Origin of the sequence: Mesobacillus sp. (assembly GCF_047739415.1) — a bacterium.
Lineage (GTDB): Bacteria > Bacillota > Bacilli > Bacillales > Cytobacillaceae > Mesobacillus.
On the sequence record NZ_JBIQOE010000124.1, the window covers coordinates 1 to 18,410 of the forward strand.

Below are 18,410 nucleotides of genomic sequence, written 5' to 3' on the forward strand. Positions count from 1 at the left end.
AATTTAATTCAGAACCGAATATATTAATGGGTTATGATCTTAATAAACATCAATTGAACATAGTCAAATTACTTTCTACTGGACTACCTATTGGTCATTTCCCTCTAGAAAAGTTGTTTAGAATGGAAGTTACGACTTGTACAACATGTATAGAGTTTAATTATCATAGCATATTCCATCAATATAAATTTTTAAGTTACTGCCCTTTTCATAAATTACCTTTGACTATCACTAACTATAAAAAGAATATTTTAGTTGATGATTCTCTTGATAGTAATTTTCAACTTGAAGCGTTAAATAGAGATGGAGAAACTAGCGAAAAAGTTCATTTGTTTATTAATGCTAAAAACAAATGGCAAACAGTAAACTCAAATAAATTTCAGGTAAGCTGTGGTATCACAAAAGAATTAATTGAAAATAAATCAAATAAAGGAAATAAAATTCTTTATTTTGATCCAAGTGTATGCTTTTCCAGAGAGGCTCCTTTAGAGAAGTATAACTACATTTTGTTTAATAAATATAAAGAGAATATTGGTAAAGAAGAGTTACTTACTTTCAGTAGTCCAAAAGCAAATAATAATGAAGATATATTCAATTTTACTGAAAATGACTTTAAACTAGTGTATTTATCTACTCTAAAAACATTTCATTCAATTGTAAGGCACATAAAAGCTACCATATTATTTAAACACAAACAATGTATAGAATTAAATATTAGGAAACATCCTGTTAAGCCAAAGTGTCCATACTCTAACGCTTACGTTCATTGGAGAAAATTTATTGAGGGGCTTAGTAATATTTCTGAAGTAGACAAAAAAAGACCAAAGATTCATAATACTTACCTTAATTTTAAAGTTTATTGCTGCCAAGAGCATGGTTTTTTTGAAAGGCTTTTTTATACAACGATATCCTCTATTGATGAAAAATATAGAACTCGCAAATTAGTTTTATGGTTAATTAATAAAATTTATGGGATGATTATAACTAACTATTTCTATTGTTGGTTAGAACACTATCAGCAGAGCGAATTCAATGAGAATACTTATTATTCTTGTCCTCTAGAGTTTGATTACATACCAACTTTTATAGTTGAAATAAATAAGGAACAAAAAGACTCTGTTAATCTTCACCTGTGGAAACAAAACAAAAGTAAGTTAGCAATTAACAAACCAAATACCTAAAAGGCATTTGGTTTGCTCTGAGTATTTTTATCTAGTCCATTTTCTTGTTATTAAATCGAATATTCTCGCAACAGAATTACCTAGTAGATTTAATATGATTACAGCCAATAATTGTATAGACATTTCATACTACTGAATGACAAAATGTGTCAAGGAATGACAGGCTGTTTACCTGTCTTCTGTAAAAGGCGCAGATTGTTGCAAATCACATTTGAGACTTTAGAGTTTGTGAAAAAAAACACACTTAAAGTAACGACGATGCTGTTTTGTTAAAGAAGCATATAAATTTTTCTATATAATCTAATACAATTAACTTAAATTCCTTTTTGTTTATGCCTCTATTAAATGTGCAAAATTAAGATGTAGTTTTTATTTTTTAATTGTATGCAAATATATTTTTCTTTATATAATTACTGAAAATTAAAAGAGAAGGACTGATAAATTTTTCTCTTGGTGATATGACTGCAAAGCTTCTTTGGCTTCTTTCGTTAATTTCATACCTTTCTATCTGTCCTGATTGCAGTGTATCCGTAATAACAAGCTGTGGCAGGATACCAATTCCTCTTCCATTTTTAAGTGCTCTCATGATTGCTTCGTTTGTATCGAATTCAAGCACCTTAGTTGGTTGGAATCCATGTGATTCAAACAGTAAATCAATAAGTTCCCTTGTATTTGACCCTTTTTTTCTTAAAAAGAATAACTCATTCTTCAATTGATGGATAGATGATACACCATCCAATCTGGAACCTCTTTCAGTAACGAATACTATTTCATCTTTCAAAATTGGCTTATATGTTAAAAATGGGTCATTATTTCCATAAGCAGTAATAGCTACATCCAACTCTCCTTTTTTTAATTTTTCAATGATAGAATCTGTATGATCAATTATTAAATCCACCTTGATTTTTTTATATTTGTTTTGGAAATCGACAATTAAAGCGGGCAAAATATAGTTGCCAACAGTCGTGCATGCTCCCACTCTAATATCACCAGTCTCCAGGTTAGTCAGGGCCATCATGGCTTTTTCTGTTTCTTCTGTCAGCAAAAGGATTTTTTCGGTATATTGGAGCAATCTCCTTCCTGCGTCTGTTAACTCAACCTTCCTTCCACTTCGATTAAAGAGAGAAAGCTTATAATAGGCTTCCAATGCTTCAATTTGCCTGGAAACGGCAGGCTGGCTAAGGGAAACCTTTTCTGCGGCTTTTGAAAAATTAAGGTAGTTGGCTACATAGTAAAAACTCTTTAATTGGTGGAAATCCATATTTACACCCCTGAATCTTATCATGGTATGATGAAGTTAATAAAAACAAAGGAGAAGAGTATGCATAATCCTAATATTGCGTTAACCTCTTATTCTTCAGGATCTGGCTGAGCATGTAAAATACGGTCCTCAGACCTTGCGCAAGTGTTGCGTAATTTACCAGGTTCATCTGACCAAAAAATTATTGCAGGAATTGGGGAAGATGTGTTTGCTTTTACCCATCAAAATGAAACCCTTCTGCAAACTGTCGATATCATCACACCTATCGTTGATGACCCCTATCAATTTGGTGCCATTGCAGTTGCGAATGCTCTCAGCGACATATATGCAAAAGGAGGGGTCCCTAAGTATGCGTTAAATATCATTGAATTCCCGATTTCATCCCTGCCTCTAAGCTACCTTGAATCTATGATCAAGGGTGGAGCAGATAAAGCGATGGAAGCTGGTGTTGCCATTGTTGGCGGCCACACCATAGACGATTCCCCCAAATATGGATTCAGTGTAACTGGCTTCATCCCTGAGGGTGGTAAATTCATCAGCAAATCAGGTGCTAAGTCAGGAGACTTAATCTTTCTAACCAAGCCGCTGGGTATTGGTATTTACACAACTGCCATCGACCATAAGCTGGCCAGTGAACAGCAAGTAAACGAAGTGGTGGAACTGATGATGACGTTGAACCGTGATGCATCTGCAGCTTTTCTCAAGGTAGACATTCATGCCTGTACGGATGTGACTGGATTCGGTCTTTTAGGCCACCTGTCAGAAGTAGCAGAGAAAAGCAGAGTATCCATTGAAATTTATAATGATAAAATCCCGCATCTAGATGATGTTTTTCCGTTGCTAGAACAGGGAGCTGTGCCAGAAGGAATCATCAAAAACCACTACTCCTTCCATAAGAACGTTCTACATAGAGACGCATTATCGAGGGAAGAAGAGTATTTATTGTTTGACCCACAAACCTCCGGCGGACTTCTTATAATTGTTTCGCCTGAGCAAGCAGAAATATTGAAAAGGTATTTCTCTGACAAAAGCCTACCTTTATACGAAATTGGAAAGGCTGTTGAACAAAAGGAAAAACTTATTGAAACAATAAAAAATATCAAAATTAAGAGTTAGGAACCCTTGTCGTTCCTGACTCTTTTTTTGTTCACTTAACTATGCAAAATACTCATTACAGTATAATTATAATGCATTTCCATTATGAATTGACCGGTTCTATAATGACAATATAAAGAACATTTATCAAGAACAGCAAAGGAGGAAAATTCATTGAAATTTGGAATCATTATCGAGACGAAAGAACCGGAAAAAAGCTGGAATGCATTTAGGTTTGCAAATGCATCTCTCCTTCATGGTCATGAGGTAAAGATTTTTTTAATGGGAGAAGGAGTTGAATGTGAAAGTGTTACTCATGAAAAATTCAACACCGCAAAAGAGTTTAATCATTTTCTTGAAAATGATGGAGTGATTTTGGCATGTGGCACTTGCATTCAATCCCGCAAACTTGATAATCAGACGGTTTGTCCAATCTCAACTATGAAGGATTGTATCGAAATGGTGGAATGGGCAGAAAAGGTTATTACTTTTTAAAGGAGTTTGACAAGATGAAATTAAAATTTGCTCCAATCAAGTTCCAGGCAGCATTGGCTGCCGGTGGTGTATCTCTGATGGCGTTCAACTATCTGCAATTTGCCATCCCTCATGGAGAAGGCCTTATCAAGATATCGGACATATTTTGGTCTCAAATGAGTCCATTACAGGTCATTCTTAATGCGATTCTAGTATTGATCATGCTTGGTTCAACTGCAGCCAACCTAATTCTTACTGTTGTATTCCTAAGGGGAATGGCTTCATGGCTGAAGACAAAAAATCAGTTCAATTCCTTTATGGAAAACCCGCTTACAAATATAACAATTTTTGTTCCTATTGCATCCTTATCGATGACGGCAAACGTTGTATGGGGGCCATTTGCATTCTATCTGCCAGGTTTGTCTTTACAGACTCTCATGTGGGGCTCTCTACTATTCTATATGATTCTGTGGGTTTCGTTATTTTTTCTGGAATTTAAAGTGGCAAAAAGCTGGTTTATCAACCCAATGGATGCCAGTAAATTGAACTTTGTCTGGCTGCTGGATGTTTTCGCTTTCGGCCTAGTGAGCCTGGCTGGAACGGGGATTGCCTCATTGGCAGAGAATAGTGCCATTGCATCCTTCGCATCCGTAACATCATTGTTCGTGCTGGTCTTTGGAGTATTCTTGTTTGTGGCAAAGCTATCGTTTCTGATTTACATTCAGATAAAAAATGCCCAATTGCCTGATAAACCCATACTTCCGGCATTCTTTCTTGTCATCCCAATTACCTGTTTGCTAGGGTTAAGTTTTTACCGGATCATGGGTCATTTTCAAAATATCTTTACCTTTGATGCCAGTGTAATTTCTTTTTTCCTGATTACTGCTTCATACGTCATCACCATTGGTTGGGGAATCTTCACTGTTTACCTGCTGTTTGACTATCTGAGGAGAGAATTTTTCAAGAGTCAGTTTGCCCCGACTCAATGGGGGATGGTTTGAGCGTTCGTTGGCTCCCAAGTTTTGGGGGTTTATGTGCAGGGGATTTACTTCCCTGGAAATGTGCTATCAATCGTGAATTATATTAGCACAGTATTCGCTGCAATTCTTTATATCATCATTTTTGTGAAGTTCCATAAAGCAAACAAAGCGGAAATTATTCCTGTTGTCTCAAATCAGAATGTAACAGGCTGATTATTTTAAAAACTTAGAAGAAGAGGGGAATAAAAATGAAATTCTTATTCATCGTCAATGACCCGCCATACGGAACAGAACGTGCTTACAATGCTTTAAGGCAGGCAAACGCAATCGCTGGAAAAGAGAACACGGAAGTAAGGGTATTCTTGATCGCTGACGCAGCTGCGTGTGCCAAAAAGAATCAAAAAACACCTAATGGATATTACAATTTGGAAAAAATGCTCACTGTCGCTAAGCGTAAAGGAATCGACGTTGCTGTTTGCGGAAGTTGTATGGATGCACGCGGTATGTCTGAGGAAGAGTTGCATGAAAGCTCGCATAAAAGTACGATGGATGAGCTTGCAGAATGGTCAATCTGGGCTGATAAAATCATAACCTATTAAAACTAATTTCCCTCCGTGAATACGGAGGTTTTTTTGAATTAAGGATGTTCGCTGAACTTTTGTTATAATTTAGTAAAATTTAAAGTTAGTGAGGAGAAATGCTAATGGCACTTTTTGATCGTTCTGCTGCAACTTATGATTCGTGGTGTACGACAGAAATTGGATCATATGTCGACAATCTAGAGAAGAATATTATCTTCCAGTTATCACTGCCGAGAAAAGGTGAGAAAGCACTAGACCTGGGGTGCGGCACTGGTATTTACTCCATTTGGCTGGCGAGAATGGGGTTGAATGTTTCAGGTGTGGATATTTCAAGTAACATGCTTGAGATTGCAAAAGAAAAAACAATTGCTTCTTCTTTGAATATTGATTATGTTCAATCCGATATACAAAAACTTCCTTTTGATGATGAAACATTTGATTTAATCGTTGCCAATATCGTGCTTGAATTTGTAAAGGACCCTGAAGCTGTCGTAAATGAAGCAATCAGAGTGCTTAAAAAGGGGGGAAGATTTGTATGCGGCTTTATTGGGAAGGAAAGTTCCTGGGGTGAGAAATATCGCATACAAGGAGAAGAAAAGACGGAAAGTGTTTTTGCTAATGCTTCTTTCTTCTCTCCAGATACTGCAAAGAAGTTGTATTCATTGGGAACTGATAAGGTGCAACTGGGACTCTTTATGACAGAAGCGGATTTTTTAAATGCGGAACAGGCCGATGCATTGGAAATTGAGAAAAGGGTAGTTGGATCTGAAAAAGAAGCAGGCTACTTTGCTGTACGATGGGTTAAGGGGGAATAGAAAAGAATGAGTGAGGTTTATCTGGATTATAATGCAAGTACTCCAATCGCTCCAGAAGTTGTAAATGAAATGAAGCCGTTGTTAACCGATTTCTATGGCAACCCTTCAGCAGTTCATTGGGCAGGCCGTCCAGTAAAGGAAAGACTGAGACTAGCACGGAATCAAGTGGCAAACCTGCTGTCAAGCTCGCCTGAAGAAATTATATTTACAAGCGGTGGAAGCGAGGCAAATAACCTTGCATTAAAAGGATATTTCTTTAAAAATAAAGATAGAGGTAGCCATATCATCACATCAAAAGTCGAGCACCCTGCGATACAACAGCCTTTAAAGTTTTTGGAACATTTGGGTGCACGGGTCACAATGGTGGATGTTGACCGTTATGGTATGGTTTCTCCTACAGAGATTGAAAAATCTATTAGGGAAGATACCATACTGATTACGATCATGCATTCCAATAATGAAACCGGTACCCTCCAGCCAATAGATCAAATTGGACGACTAGCGAAACGATACGGAATTGCTTTTCATACAGACGCTTCCCAATCTGTGGGAAAGGTACCAATCGATGTGAATGATCTAAATGTTGATCTGCTAACAATTGCTGGTCACAAACTTTATGCGCCAAAAGGTATAGGTGCTCTTTACATACGGGAGGGAACATGTATAGAGCCGCTTATCCATGGCGCAGGACATGAATTCGGCTTACGGGCTGGAACAGAGAATACACTGCTTGCAGTAGGCTTGGGAAAGGCGTGCGAGTTGGCCTTAGAGCATGTATATGACGATTCCATTCAAGAACTGACTAACTACTTTTGGAAACAATTAAAAAGCACTTTCGGTGAAGGAATTCTTTTGAATGGTCATGCAAAAAACCGATTACCGAATACCCTGAATGTTAGTTTTATCAATAAAGTTGGTCAAGAGATATTAAATTCTATTCCTGAAATGGCAGCATCTACAGGTTCAGCCTGCCACTCAGGAAGAGTAGAATTATCTCCTGTACTGAAGGAGATGGGAATACCTGAGCATATTGGGATGGGCGCAATCAGATTCAGCCTTGGAAGATATACAACCAAAGAAGAAATCGACCAAGTACTAAATAGGTTAAATTTAGGGATTTAAATAATACAACCATGCCAAAAAATTATTATCTGGCATGGTTGTATTATTTTAAAGCAAAGGTATTCAAAAAATTAAACTATGTCATTTTACTCATTGGTGCAAGAGTGTTTTTTAATATGGATTCAGTAAATATAATTTTATTAAATGAACAAATAAGGACTTTTTTACTTGGGGTGAATAATCGATAAATAAAATCTTTGGCAGTCGTTATTAAAAAAATACAAGAAACCTTGGACACATGTATGATGATCAAGGTTTTTTTATGTCAGTAATCGAGATAAAGTGATAATTTTGTCACATTTATTTGAACATTTTAATGCATGTATTGTGAGGTGTAATTAAGGGGGTTATGATAAAATCAAGAGTTTTGCTTCATTAGATTATGGAAACTTTACTTATGTTAAAAAGTTGCTTTGTAAAATTACTTGTTAGTCCAAAATCATTTTGAGAAATGAAGGGATAACCCTATGTTAACATCAAAAAGCTTCATAAAAGTTTTGTTAATCCCCCTTTTAATTGGTTCCGCTGTGTTAATTAGTATGAATACATATAAAGAACCAGAGATTAAAGTAGAACATTTCCCCAAAGAAAGTGAGAAACAGAATCTTAATTCTGATATACAATTTGGTGTCTATAATGAACTGTCACCTCTTATGAATTTTGTACTTTTTAATAAGATGGCTAATGACATAACTGAAAAAACTTCCTTACTCACACATCTTAATTTAAAAAAAAGTTATTCAGAATTCAATACGTTGTTAGAAGATGGCCAAATTGATTTGGCATATCTTTATCTAGATCAATATAGCTTTCAAAACAATATGGAAGGGTATTCAATTGTTTTCTCCCCATCTTTCCCAACTCCTCCCAGGTCTTTGATTGTTGTTAAGGATGATAGTATTCAAGAAATTTCTAATTTAAGTAATCAAGTATTCGGATTTACTGAACCTAGTTCTGTCAACAGTCAAGGAATAGAGGAATATTTAGAGGCTATTGGTGAGAGCAAGGAAACCTTTTTTGGAAATTATTATTATTCATTTTATGTAGACGAGTCCATTTTCGCACTTCAATCAAACATTGTTAAAGGTGTAAGTATTGATTCATTAAATCTCTCCATAATAAATAATTTTAATAACAAAAGTGTTGTTCCACTACTTGGGAATCTACAAGTAGTTAAAGAATTCAAGTCTGGCCCGCAGCCAGTCATTCTGATTAGTAATAAGTTAAGTATTGATGTTAAAGAAAAAATCTATGATTATTTTAGAGATTTTCCGGTAGATAAAAAGCAAGAAGTTATAGCGGAAACTATACAGGTATCTTCATTCGATGAAATAAATAATGATAGGTTGAAGTAGGATGGAAAAAGTAAGATTGGAGAAGGTAAGAAAATTCTTACATGAATCATTAAACTTGAGCAGCAAATTATTTGGAATTTATTTAATCTTAGCACTTGTACTGTTTCTATGGATAGGAAGCTTCACTGAATCATTGCTTAGAGCACATTTACAACAACAATTCGAAGACCAAGGGAAGAACCTTTCTAAAACAATTGGTGATTCTGTTGCAGAATATCTATTAACTGAAAATGTAAACGGGGTTAACAATATATTAAAAGAACATAAAAAAGCAAATGAAAATATTGAATATATTTTGGTGTTTGATTGGAACTCTAGGTTGTTTGCCCATACATTTTCAGGTGAGCCAACAAAAGAACTACTGAATGCTGGAGATGATGAAAATTTTAGAGTTGTAAAAACAGATAAGGGGTATATTTGGGATTTCCCTGCACCTGTAACTGAGTATGATGTTGGTTTAATACGGGTTGGAATTTCAGAGGATAAACAATTGTCCATTATCAAAACAATTTTATCAAATATTCTTTTTAGCCTTGTTATTTTTTTCTTAACGTCTGCTATAATTGTGGCCTCACTTCACAGAATCATCACTAAGCCAATTAATGATTTAGTTAAAGGGACACAATTTTTATCAAAGGGGAATTTTAATTATAGAGTTCCAACTAATGATAGGAATGACGAAATGGGGACACTTATTCGATCATTTAATCAAATGGTTGATGACTTGGAGAATTATAGAGTAAAAACCGATGAATTAGATAAAAAGAGACAGATCCTTTTAGAAAAAATTATAGATATTCAGGAAGAAGAAAGAAAATTTATAGCTATGGAACTACATGATGAAATTGGCCAATCGTTAACAGGTGTTAAGCTTAACCTCAAATCGCTTGAACAAGAAATGAATGATGAGAGACTAAAGGAACAAATCATTGACTTACACAGCCAAGTATCTCTTTCTCTAAAAAATATTCATGATTTAATTGTTGAAATTGGTCCACGTTTTTTAGAAGGCAGAAGTATTGAAGATATACTAGAACGTTATGCAAAAGATTATCAACAAAGGTCAAATATAAATATTTCCCTTGAGATAGATAATCGAACCAAATTAGATTTATCAAAACAAACCAAAACGACAATTTTCAGAATCATGCAGGAAGCCTTAACAAATATTGCTAAATACGCAAATGCGACAGACGTAGTAATAACGATAGAAAACTCAAAGACACACTTAATATTAATTATTGAGGATAATGGAATTGGTTTTGATGTTAATCGTGAATTTGAAAATATGAGCTCTAACAAGAATATGGGTCTCTTTAGCATGAAAGAAAGAGCGTCCCTAGTAGAAGGAACATTGCTAATTGAATCAGAAAAGGGCTTAGGTACCACAGTTTTTGTGCGTATACCGCTGAAGGAGGTTAAAAGTGATGATTAGAATTTTACTAGCAGATGACCATAATCTGGTGCGGTCTGGATTAAAAATTTTACTCAGCCAAGTGGAAAATTTCAAAATTGTTGGTGAAGCAGAGAATGGAAAAGAATTATTGGAATTAGTAAAAAAGACTAATCCTGACATCGTTCTTTTAGATATAAATATGCCATATATGGATGGATTTGAAACGATTCCTGCAATAAAAGCAATCAAGTCTACTATTAAAATAGTAATGCTCACTATGTATAGCGACCAAGATTCTTTAGTTCGCGCAATGGAGTTAGGAGCTAACGGCTATATATTAAAAAAAGCACCAGAGGAAGAGCTAATTTCTGGGATAAAAAACGTAATGGATGATGGGTCATATGTTGATACAAGCCTTGCTCAATCGTATATAAACTCATTGATAAATAAGAAAAGTTCGTCTGGAAGACGGCCTATCCAAGAAAAAAAGGAATTGACAAAACGTGAAAAAGAAGTGCTAAGGCTTGTTTCAAGAGGTCTAACGGACAAGGAAATATCCGAGGATTTGGTAATTAGCATAAAAACTGTTGAAACTCATAAACACAATATAAAAGAAAAGCTACAAGTAAAGCGCCTTGCTGATTTAATACGTTACAGTATTGATCATAACCTTGATGATGAAGAGTGGTGATAATATGGAAGATAAAAAGCTTACTAGAAAAAAATTATTGATTACATCGCTATTAGGTACTTTAGGGTTAGTTGCAGGTGAACTAATTAGAAGTAGTAATAATTTAGAGGAAGAATCAGATAAAGATGATGATTCAAGTGTTAAATATGGCATGGTAATAGATTTAGACCGGTGCATTGGTTGTAATGCATGTACAATCGCATGTAAGCAAGAAAACAACACACCTCCAGATATGAACTATAATGTGGTCATTGAAAGAGAGGAAGGAGAATTTCCTCATCCCAAAAAGAAGTTTTTACCTAGAATTTGTATGCAATGTGATAAGCCTCCCTGTGTGAAAGTTTGCCCTGTCGGAGCTACGAAAAAGCTAAATAATGGGATAGTAACTATTGATTATGAAAAGTGTATCGGTTGCAGGTACTGTATGACTGCTTGTCCATATGGTGCAAGAAGTTTTGATTTTGGAGAAAACTATAATACTCCGCCCAACTCTTTTGAAAGTACAACATATGCAGAATACGACCAATTCTACAAACGAGATAAAACAATGCCCGCATTAAATGGAGTAAGGAAGTGCCATTATTGTTCGCATAGACTTGCAGAAGGGAAGCTACCAGCATGTGTGACCGCATGTTTAGGAAAAGCAAGAACCTTTGGGAACTTGAATGACCCTGAAAGTGAAGTGAGCAAATTGGCAAGTAAGAGTTGGGCATTAAAGGGTAATTTAGGAACAAAACCAAGAACTATGTATATAGGAGAATGGAAAGAGGAAAGCGATGCGTAAATCAAATAGTATATGGTGGTTAGTCTTTTCTATTTTGGTTTTAATTGCATTTTTACTTATGTATATAAGAATTAATCAAGGGCTCTCATTTACAAACTTAAACAACCTGGTGGGATGGGGGCTATGGGTTACTTTTTATGTTTATTTTTTGGGGATAAGTGTGGGGCTGTTTTTATCCTATGGGTTAATTGAGATATTTAATCTGGAAAAATATAGGGATTTAGGTAGAGTAGCGCTTTATTCTTCGATGGTGTCACTTTTGGTTGGATTGTTTTTTATATTAATTGACATTGGACATTTAGGTAGATTTTGGACGGTCTTTATCAATCGAAACTTAACGTCTGTGTTATCATGGGAACTTCATTTATACGTTTTATATTTTTTGGTGATTGCTGTTCTATTATTTATGGATAATCTTCCTTCTTATTGGAAACCGACGGATGATACAAAAATGATAAAATGGTTAAGCAAAAACAGAAAGAGTATTATTAAATATATAACTTATTTTGGTATTCCACTTGCAATAGCAGTTCATGGCGGGACAGGGGCATTGTTTGCTGTTGTTAAGGCGAGAGCATTCTGGAATTCAGCTATTTTCCCAGTAATATTCCTAACCTCTGCCACTTTATCTGGGATATCTGCAATAATCTTTTTTATTGGCTTTTTCAAAAGATTAAAGTATTCAATCGGATCTCTCAGAAGCTTGAGTAGAATCTTTTTTATACTTTTAATCTTTGATAATTTTCTTGTTCTTTTACAACTTTTTATAAATTATTATTCGGACATTAATGACAGGGTTGCATTCATAAATTTAATATTTTTGGGTGATTATTCAAAATCTTTTTGGATTGGCCAGATTGGAATTGGTGTTATATTAACTGTATTATTATTTTGTATATATTTTTATTCTGACCAGAAATTCTTATACTTATGGCTAAGTTCAATCACATGTTTAATTGGTATATGGTTCATAAGGATGAACTTTATTGCACCTACTTTAAGTGTACCCCTAATTGATGGATTAGCAGAAAATATGTATCGGTCAAATGAATCTTTTAAATATACTCCTAGTATTATGGAGTGGATTTATAGTTACTTTATAATAATATCCGGAACTATCATATATATTTTCGGAATTAATCGGATACCTAATGTTCGGGATGCTCTTTTTAGGAGAAAGATAAAAGGTGATGACATTGAGCAAAACATTTAAATGGTTCGATTGCAATAGAAGAGAGTTTCTGGTTGGGACCGCTGCATTAGGAACTTCTTTATTGTTGGGAGACTCCCTAAAGCCTAAAGCAGATAGCTTGCGGGTAGGGGAAGAAGTAACAATTCCAACCTGTTGTCATATGTGTGGTGGGGGAACTGGTGTTATTGCGACTGTCAGAGATGGAGTTGTGTCAAAGCTAGAGCCTAATGTTGATAACCCAATTGGTGTTTGTAACACCTCCACCGGATACTATGATAATAGTAAGTATGGAGCTGCAATTTGTCCTAGAGGGCTTTCAGCAATTATGTCTCTATATGATCCAGACCGAATAAAAAAACCTATGTTGCGCACCAATCCAGAAAAAGGTGTCTCCATTGATCCAGAATGGCAGGAAATAAGTTGGGAAGAAGCATTGGAGATTATTCAGGAAAAACTAAAAAAATTGTTAGATGAAAATCGCCCAGAAGCTTTAATCACTTTTTCTGAAAATTCCTTGTTTACCGATGTCCAACGAGATTTCTGCCATTTATTTGGGACACCAAATGTCAGTTTTCATACCAATATATGTAGTGTTACTCGAAAATCAGCTGCAAAATCGGTGCTAGGGGTAGAAGAACCCTTGGGCGATTACCAGCACTGCAAATTCATGCTGTTATTTGGATGGAATCCATTATCTGCTGTTAAGTGGGCACATCTACCTCAAATAATCCTAAACGGGAAGCAGAATGGTAGTAAATTAGTTGTTATTGATCCAAGGTTTAGTGAAACTGCTGCAAAAGCAGACAAATGGTTGCCTATTCTCCCAGGGACAGATGGTGCTTTAGCACTAGCATTAGCACATGTCATTGTGAAAGAAAATTTACACAACGAAAGATTTATAAATGATTGGACTGAAGGTTTTAAGGAGTATAAAGAATTTTTAACCGATAAGACTCCAGAATGGGCTGAAAAAATCTGTGGAATTCCGTCTGATGAAATTCAAATTCTCGCAAGGGAGTTTGCTAGCAATCAGCCAGCGATAGCAGATGTTTGGGTGGGTCCTGGCCAACAATCGAATGGGTTTAATGCGTCAAGAGCAATTTTTTTATTAAATGTGTTAGTTGGTAATGTAGACCAGCCTGGTGGTATGATGCTTACTGAAGAGTTTAAATTGGGTAATTCTCCAATTCAAACTAGCCAATCAAAAACTAAAAGATTTGATGGACTGGAAAACTTCCCCTTTGGACATCGGTCGGGTGTTTATGTCGAAGCAATTCGGCATCTATACCATCAATCAGGACCTTATCCATTAGAGGTAGCATTTTTTACAATGAGTAATCCTGTTCTATCCTTACCTAATTCAAATATAGTAGTTGATGCATTAAAAAAATTAAACTTTATAGTTGTCATTGATAATTATATTTCAGAGACTGCGCTTTTAGCTGACCTAGTTTTACCTGGGACAATATATATGGAGCGTTCAGGACTGGTAACTAGGGGAACAAACTGGAAATATGTAGCTTTAAGGCAACCGGTTGTTGAGCCACTATTTGGTCAACTTCCTGAAGTTGATATCTTTATTGAACTTGCCAATAGACTAGAGTTAAAGGATATCCAAGGGAAAGTGGCATTTAAAGATATTTCATATGAGGATTATATGGACTATCGACTCCAAAAAAGTGATGCTGGAATAACTTTAGCTGAATTGAAATCTTTTTCTGGTGCTGTATGGCGGTCTAATGAAGAAACCCAATTTGAAAAATACAAATTAAGAAACAATAAATTTCATTTTTCAATTTCTACTTTGGATTCAGGTAATGTAGATAAGTTTCCAGTATTTCGTCAGAGAAAATGGATGCCTGATTCCAATTATCCATTTTATTTAATATCATGGAAACATATCTCTCACACCCATTCCCGTACACAAAATAATCCATACCTATCAGAGTTAAAGAACCAAAATTTCCTTTATATAAATCCAGAAACAGCAAAGTCCTTGTCGTTTAATGATGGAGACCGTATCAGGGTAAATTCACCCTACGGTAGAGTAACAGCAACACTTCGTATTACCCCAGGAATACATCCAAAGGTTTTAGGCACAGAGTGGGGTTTTGGACATAAAGGATTTGGCAAATATGCAAAAGACAAAGGTTTCTCGGTTAACCATTTAAATGGTTTGTTATCAGATGAAATAACTGGTCAAGCGTTACACAAGGAAATCTGTGTTAATATCGAGAAATTATGATTGAAAGGTATAAGGGAAAACCCTGATTTTTTATCAGGGTTTTTTTCTATTTTCAGACCATGGAAAATGAATGTTTCCCCCAATTATGTAGATTTATAAAGGGCTTTAAAATAGATATTGAAGATATTTTTCGTTTAATTCTTATGGAGGTGAAATAAATGGGTTCAAAAGAGACAAAAAACACATCAAGAAGAGACTTTCTTATAAAGGGGGCAGGTGCAGCAGCCTTAGGTGCCGGAGCATTTGCTATTAGTCAAGTCCCTTTATTAGAAAAATTGGCTTCAGCAAATGAGGATACAGTCAAAGACCTGCTCCCTTTTCCTGAATTAATTGAATCAGATGAAATTATTATTAGAATGCAAAACGATGTTAGGAGGGCGCTAAAAAAACCATTAAATGAAATCCAATGGATCATGGTGATTGACTTAAAGAAATGTGTGGGTTGTTCTTCCTGTACTGTGGCATGCGTTTCAGAGAATGTATTGCCTCCCGGTGTTGTTTACCGTCCGGTTATCGAGGAAGAGATTGGGACATTTCCTAATGTGACAAAGAAGTTTACCCCAAGACCATGTATGCAATGTGAACATCCACCATGTACAAAGGTTTGCCCGATTGGTGCAACTTATAAAAGTGAAGATGGAATTGTGGCAATTGATTATGATAAGTGTATCGGTTGTCGCTATTGCATTACTGCTTGCCCGTATGGTGCGAGAACATTCGACTGGGGTGAGTATCATACTGAGAATACACCTGAAATCATGCAATATGAAAAAGAGCCAAACTATGAGTATGGAGTAGAGCGAGTAAGAGAAAAGAAAAATTCACCAATTGGAAATGCAAGAAAGTGTCATTTCTGTAAACACCGACTTCATAAAGGAATGCTGTCTATGTGTGTAACAACCTGCATTGGTAGAGCAACATATATTGGTGATAAGAATGATCCTGAGAGCTTGGTAGCAGAATTAATAGCTTCACCTCGAGTTATGAGATTGAAAGAAGAATTAGGTACTGAACCAAATGTATATTACTTAACATAAAGAGGAGGTGCTGAATAATGTTAAAAAAATTATATTTTACAGTGTTATCATTTATTGCAATTGTTGGTGTAATAAGCCTTTATATAAGATTAAGTGAAGGTATGAAAATGTCTGCACTTACTAGTTATTCCAGCTGGGGCTTATGGATTGTATTCTATATATACTTTATAGGTCTATCGGCAGGATCATTTCTTCTATCCACAATGGTCTATGTCTTTAATATGAAACAATTTGAGCGAATTGGAAAGCTTGCGCTATTTACTGCATTTTTTTCCTTAATGGCCGGATTGCTCTTCGTACTAATTGATTTAGGCCACCCTGAAAGATTTTGGCACACTTTAGTTTATAGGCAACCGAATTCAATTCTATCTTGGGAAATCCAATTTTACTTAATTTATATGCTACTAATTGTGGCAGAAATTTGGTTTTTAATGAGAGAAGAATTCGCACAAAGGGCCCAGTCTACAAAAGGATTAACCAAACTGTTTAACAGAACCTTAACACTAGGATATAAGGTTCCTAACAGTCAACAAAAGCTTGAGTTTCATAGAGAACAAAGTCATAAATGGATGAAAATCTTGGGGATTGCTGGAATTCCAACGGCAGTTGGGGTCCACGGAGGAACTGGCTCATTATTTGGTGTAGTAATGGCAAAAGAATATTGGTTCTCAGGACTTACTCCTATCATTTTCTTAGTTTCCGCTTTAGTCTCTGGTGCGGCATTAATGTTGTTCTTGTACTCGTTTTTTGGTGGTGCAAAAAAGAACGGGGATTCTCTCTTAAAGGAATTAGGAACCCTACTAACATTATTTATTGGTATCGATCTCTTGTTAATGATCGCAGAATTTCTAATTGGCCTATATAATCCTATACACCATGAAAGAATGACATTTAATGAAATCCTCTTTGGGGATAGGTGGTTTATATTTTGGATTGGACAAATCGGAATGGTAATTATATTGCCAATTCTCCTTATTACCATAAGTAAAGGGAAGAGGCTATTGATGGGCTTAGCTGGACTTTCTGTGGTTTTAGGTATTGTATGTGTTAGATGGATTCTCGTAATCCCGGCATATGTAGCGCCGCATTTTGATGGTTTAGATAGCGCCTATAATTCATCCCGTTTACTTTACGAATATTCTCCCAATTTGCTTGAGTGGTCTTCAAGCGTAGGATTAATCGGTATTGTGATTTTATTGTTTAGTATAACTGTCCAATTAGTACCAGTGTTCAATAAGCAAAAGGAGGTACATCAAACTCATGGAAAACCAACACCAGAAATTCATATCAAGGCGTAATTTTATTAAAACAAGTGCTTTGTTGGGTGGAACAGCATTCTTGGGAACGGGACTGCCCAATATAAAAAAGACCTATTCAAAAGAATTGGATTATGTTGGGAATTTTGAATATCCACTTGCAAAGCCAGAAAACATACTTTACTCAGCATGTTTACAATGTACAGTTGCCTGCAGTATAAAGGTCAAAATCAATAATGGTGTTTGTATGAAAATAGATGGCAATCCATACAGTGCAATGAACTTAGGGGAAAATTTACCTTATGATTTATCACCAAAAGAAGCAGTAAGCATTGATGGTAAGCTTTGTCCAAAAGGTCAAGCGGGAATACAACATGCATATGATCCCTACAGACTTAGAAAAGTAATAAAAAGAGATGGTCCTAGAGGTTCTGGAAAGTGGAAAACCATTCCTTATGACCAAGCAATAGATGAAATTGTCAATGGTGGGAACATATTTAAAGATATCGGTGAAAATCAAAATGTTGAAGGTTTAAAGGATATTTTTGTTCTAAAAGATCCAAAGGTTGCAAAAGCAATGGCTGACGACGTTACAAAAATTAGAAAAAAAGAAATGACTGTTGATGAATTTAAAGCAAAGCATAAAGATAATTTAGATGTGTTAATAGACCCGAACCATCCAGATCTTGGACCAAAAAATAATCAATTTTTATTCCAGGTCGGTCGTATCCATAATGGGCGAATAGAATTTACAAAAAGGTTCGTAAATGACTCATTTGGTAGCGTAAACTGGATTGAAAAGACGACATTGTGTGGTCAGACTAGTAATAAAGCTTGGGTACATTCAACAAGAGAGTATCTTGAAGGAAAGTGGACGGGAGGAATTAAATCTCCGCGACCTGATCATAGAAACACTGAATTTTTATTGGTTTTTGGATCAATTGT

17 protein-coding genes are annotated in these 18,410 nt (G+C 35.5%); 16 read left to right on the forward strand and 1 reads right to left on the reverse strand.

Going from position 1 to position 18,410, the window contains the following annotated elements; all coding sequences use genetic code 11:
• Window positions 1–1,181 (forward strand): hypothetical protein (locus ACH0QE_RS09890; RefSeq protein WP_415800530.1); only part of this gene is annotated, 1,181 nt, incomplete at its 5' end.
• A gap of 376 nt (window positions 1,182–1,557) precedes the next feature.
• Here the strand turns inward: ACH0QE_RS09890 and ACH0QE_RS09895 are convergent.
• Complete coding sequence (locus tag ACH0QE_RS09895) at window positions 1,558–2,442, reverse strand: LysR family transcriptional regulator (protein WP_415800531.1); 885 nt, start codon at window positions 2,440–2,442, stop codon at window positions 1,558–1,560.
• 147 nt (window positions 2,443–2,589) lie between these two features.
• Between ACH0QE_RS09895 and selD the strand changes: the two genes are divergently transcribed.
• The 15 genes from selD to ACH0QE_RS09970 all read left to right on the forward strand — a co-directional run.
• Window positions 2,590–3,558, forward strand: a complete 969-nt coding sequence (selD, locus tag ACH0QE_RS09900) for a selenide, water dikinase SelD (protein ID WP_415800532.1) — start codon at window positions 2,590–2,592, stop codon at window positions 3,556–3,558.
• A gap of 153 nt (window positions 3,559–3,711) precedes the next feature.
• A complete protein-coding gene (locus tag ACH0QE_RS09905) occupies window positions 3,712–4,032 on the forward strand; it encodes a DsrE/DsrF/TusD sulfur relay family protein (RefSeq protein WP_041965244.1) in 321 nt (106 codons plus the stop codon).
• 14 nt (window positions 4,033–4,046) lie between these two features.
• Window positions 4,047–5,204 carry a selenoprotein TsoY gene (gene tsoY, locus ACH0QE_RS09910; protein WP_415800533.1) on the forward strand — a complete coding sequence of 386 codons (1,158 nt, stop codon included), beginning with the start codon at window positions 4,047–4,049 and terminating at the stop codon, window positions 5,202–5,204.
• Between the two features lie 35 nt (window positions 5,205–5,239).
• On the forward strand, window positions 5,240–5,590 hold the full coding sequence (locus ACH0QE_RS09915) for a DsrE/DsrF/TusD sulfur relay family protein (RefSeq protein WP_415800534.1): 351 nt from the start codon (window positions 5,240–5,242) through the stop codon (window positions 5,588–5,590).
• Window positions 5,591–5,694: 104 nt separating this feature from the next.
• Window positions 5,695–6,387 (forward strand): class I SAM-dependent methyltransferase, encoded by a 693-nt coding sequence (locus ACH0QE_RS09920; RefSeq protein ID WP_415800535.1) that lies wholly within the window; start codon window positions 5,695–5,697, stop codon window positions 6,385–6,387.
• Window positions 6,388–6,393: 6 nt separating this feature from the next.
• Window positions 6,394–7,509, forward strand: coding sequence for a cysteine desulfurase family protein (locus ACH0QE_RS09925; protein WP_415800536.1), 1,116 nt, complete (start codon window positions 6,394–6,396; stop codon window positions 7,507–7,509).
• A gap of 467 nt (window positions 7,510–7,976) precedes the next feature.
• Window positions 7,977–8,864 (forward strand): PhnD/SsuA/transferrin family substrate-binding protein, encoded by an 888-nt coding sequence (locus ACH0QE_RS09930; protein WP_415800537.1) that lies wholly within the window; start codon window positions 7,977–7,979, stop codon window positions 8,862–8,864.
• Between the two features lies 1 nt (window position 8,865).
• Window positions 8,866–10,299 (forward strand): HAMP domain-containing sensor histidine kinase, encoded by a 1,434-nt coding sequence (locus ACH0QE_RS09935; protein ID WP_415800538.1) that lies wholly within the window; start codon window positions 8,866–8,868, stop codon window positions 10,297–10,299.
• Window positions 10,292–10,951, forward strand: a complete 660-nt coding sequence (locus tag ACH0QE_RS09940; RefSeq protein ID WP_415781392.1) for a response regulator — start codon at window positions 10,292–10,294, stop codon at window positions 10,949–10,951. Before ACH0QE_RS09935 ends, ACH0QE_RS09940 begins: the two co-directional genes overlap by 8 nt.
• Before the next feature lie 4 nt (window positions 10,952–10,955).
• Window positions 10,956–11,735 carry a 4Fe-4S dicluster domain-containing protein gene (locus ACH0QE_RS09945; protein WP_415781391.1) on the forward strand — a complete coding sequence of 260 codons (780 nt, stop codon included), beginning with the start codon at window positions 10,956–10,958 and terminating at the stop codon, window positions 11,733–11,735.
• Window positions 11,728–12,948, forward strand: coding sequence for an NrfD/PsrC family molybdoenzyme membrane anchor subunit (gene nrfD, locus ACH0QE_RS09950; protein ID WP_415781390.1), 1,221 nt, complete (start codon window positions 11,728–11,730; stop codon window positions 12,946–12,948). The genes ACH0QE_RS09945 and nrfD (ACH0QE_RS09950) overlap by 8 nt, the downstream gene beginning before the upstream one ends.
• On the forward strand, window positions 12,932–15,172 hold the full coding sequence (locus tag ACH0QE_RS09955; RefSeq protein WP_415800540.1) for a molybdopterin-containing oxidoreductase family protein: 2,241 nt from the start codon (window positions 12,932–12,934) through the stop codon (window positions 15,170–15,172). The genes nrfD (ACH0QE_RS09950) and ACH0QE_RS09955 overlap by 17 nt, the downstream gene beginning before the upstream one ends.
• 158 nt (window positions 15,173–15,330) lie before the next feature.
• Complete coding sequence (locus tag ACH0QE_RS09960; RefSeq protein ID WP_041965252.1) at window positions 15,331–16,209, forward strand: 4Fe-4S dicluster domain-containing protein; 879 nt, start codon at window positions 15,331–15,333, stop codon at window positions 16,207–16,209.
• 17 nt (window positions 16,210–16,226) lie between these two features.
• Window positions 16,227–17,507, forward strand: a complete 1,281-nt coding sequence (gene nrfD / locus ACH0QE_RS09965) for an NrfD/PsrC family molybdoenzyme membrane anchor subunit (RefSeq protein WP_052442121.1) — start codon at window positions 16,227–16,229, stop codon at window positions 17,505–17,507.
• The coding region (locus tag ACH0QE_RS09970) for a twin-arginine translocation signal domain-containing protein (protein ID WP_415800542.1) at window positions 17,470–18,410 on the forward strand (941 nt) is incomplete at its 3' end. The genes nrfD (ACH0QE_RS09965) and ACH0QE_RS09970, both read left to right, overlap by 38 nt.

Bases quoted from the DNA above. Each gene is read 5' to 3' on its own strand.
- nrfD (WP_415781390.1), top strand. From the start codon at position 11,728: ATGCGTAAATCAAATAGTATATGGTGGTTAGTCTTTTCTATTTTGGTT.
- ACH0QE_RS09925 (WP_415800536.1), top strand. From the start codon at position 6,394: ATGAGTGAGGTTTATCTGGATTATAATGCAAGTACTCCAATCGCTCCA.
- ACH0QE_RS09915 (WP_415800534.1), top strand. From the start codon at position 5,240: ATGAAATTCTTATTCATCGTCAATGACCCGCCATACGGAACAGAACGT.
- ACH0QE_RS09940 (WP_415781392.1), top strand. From the start codon at position 10,292: ATGATTAGAATTTTACTAGCAGATGACCATAATCTGGTGCGGTCTGGA.
- ACH0QE_RS09920 (WP_415800535.1), top strand. From the start codon at position 5,695: ATGGCACTTTTTGATCGTTCTGCTGCAACTTATGATTCGTGGTGTACG.
- nrfD (WP_052442121.1), top strand. From the start codon at position 16,227: ATGTTAAAAAAATTATATTTTACAGTGTTATCATTTATTGCAATTGTT.
- ACH0QE_RS09930 (WP_415800537.1), top strand. From the start codon at position 7,977: ATGTTAACATCAAAAAGCTTCATAAAAGTTTTGTTAATCCCCCTTTTA.
- ACH0QE_RS09935 (WP_415800538.1), top strand. From the start codon at position 8,866: ATGGAAAAAGTAAGATTGGAGAAGGTAAGAAAATTCTTACATGAATCA.
- ACH0QE_RS09895 (WP_415800531.1), bottom strand. From the start codon at position 2,442: ATGGATTTCCACCAATTAAAGAGTTTTTACTATGTAGCCAACTACCTT.
- ACH0QE_RS09960 (WP_041965252.1), top strand. From the start codon at position 15,331: ATGGGTTCAAAAGAGACAAAAAACACATCAAGAAGAGACTTTCTTATA.
- ACH0QE_RS09945 (WP_415781391.1), top strand. From the start codon at position 10,956: ATGGAAGATAAAAAGCTTACTAGAAAAAAATTATTGATTACATCGCTA.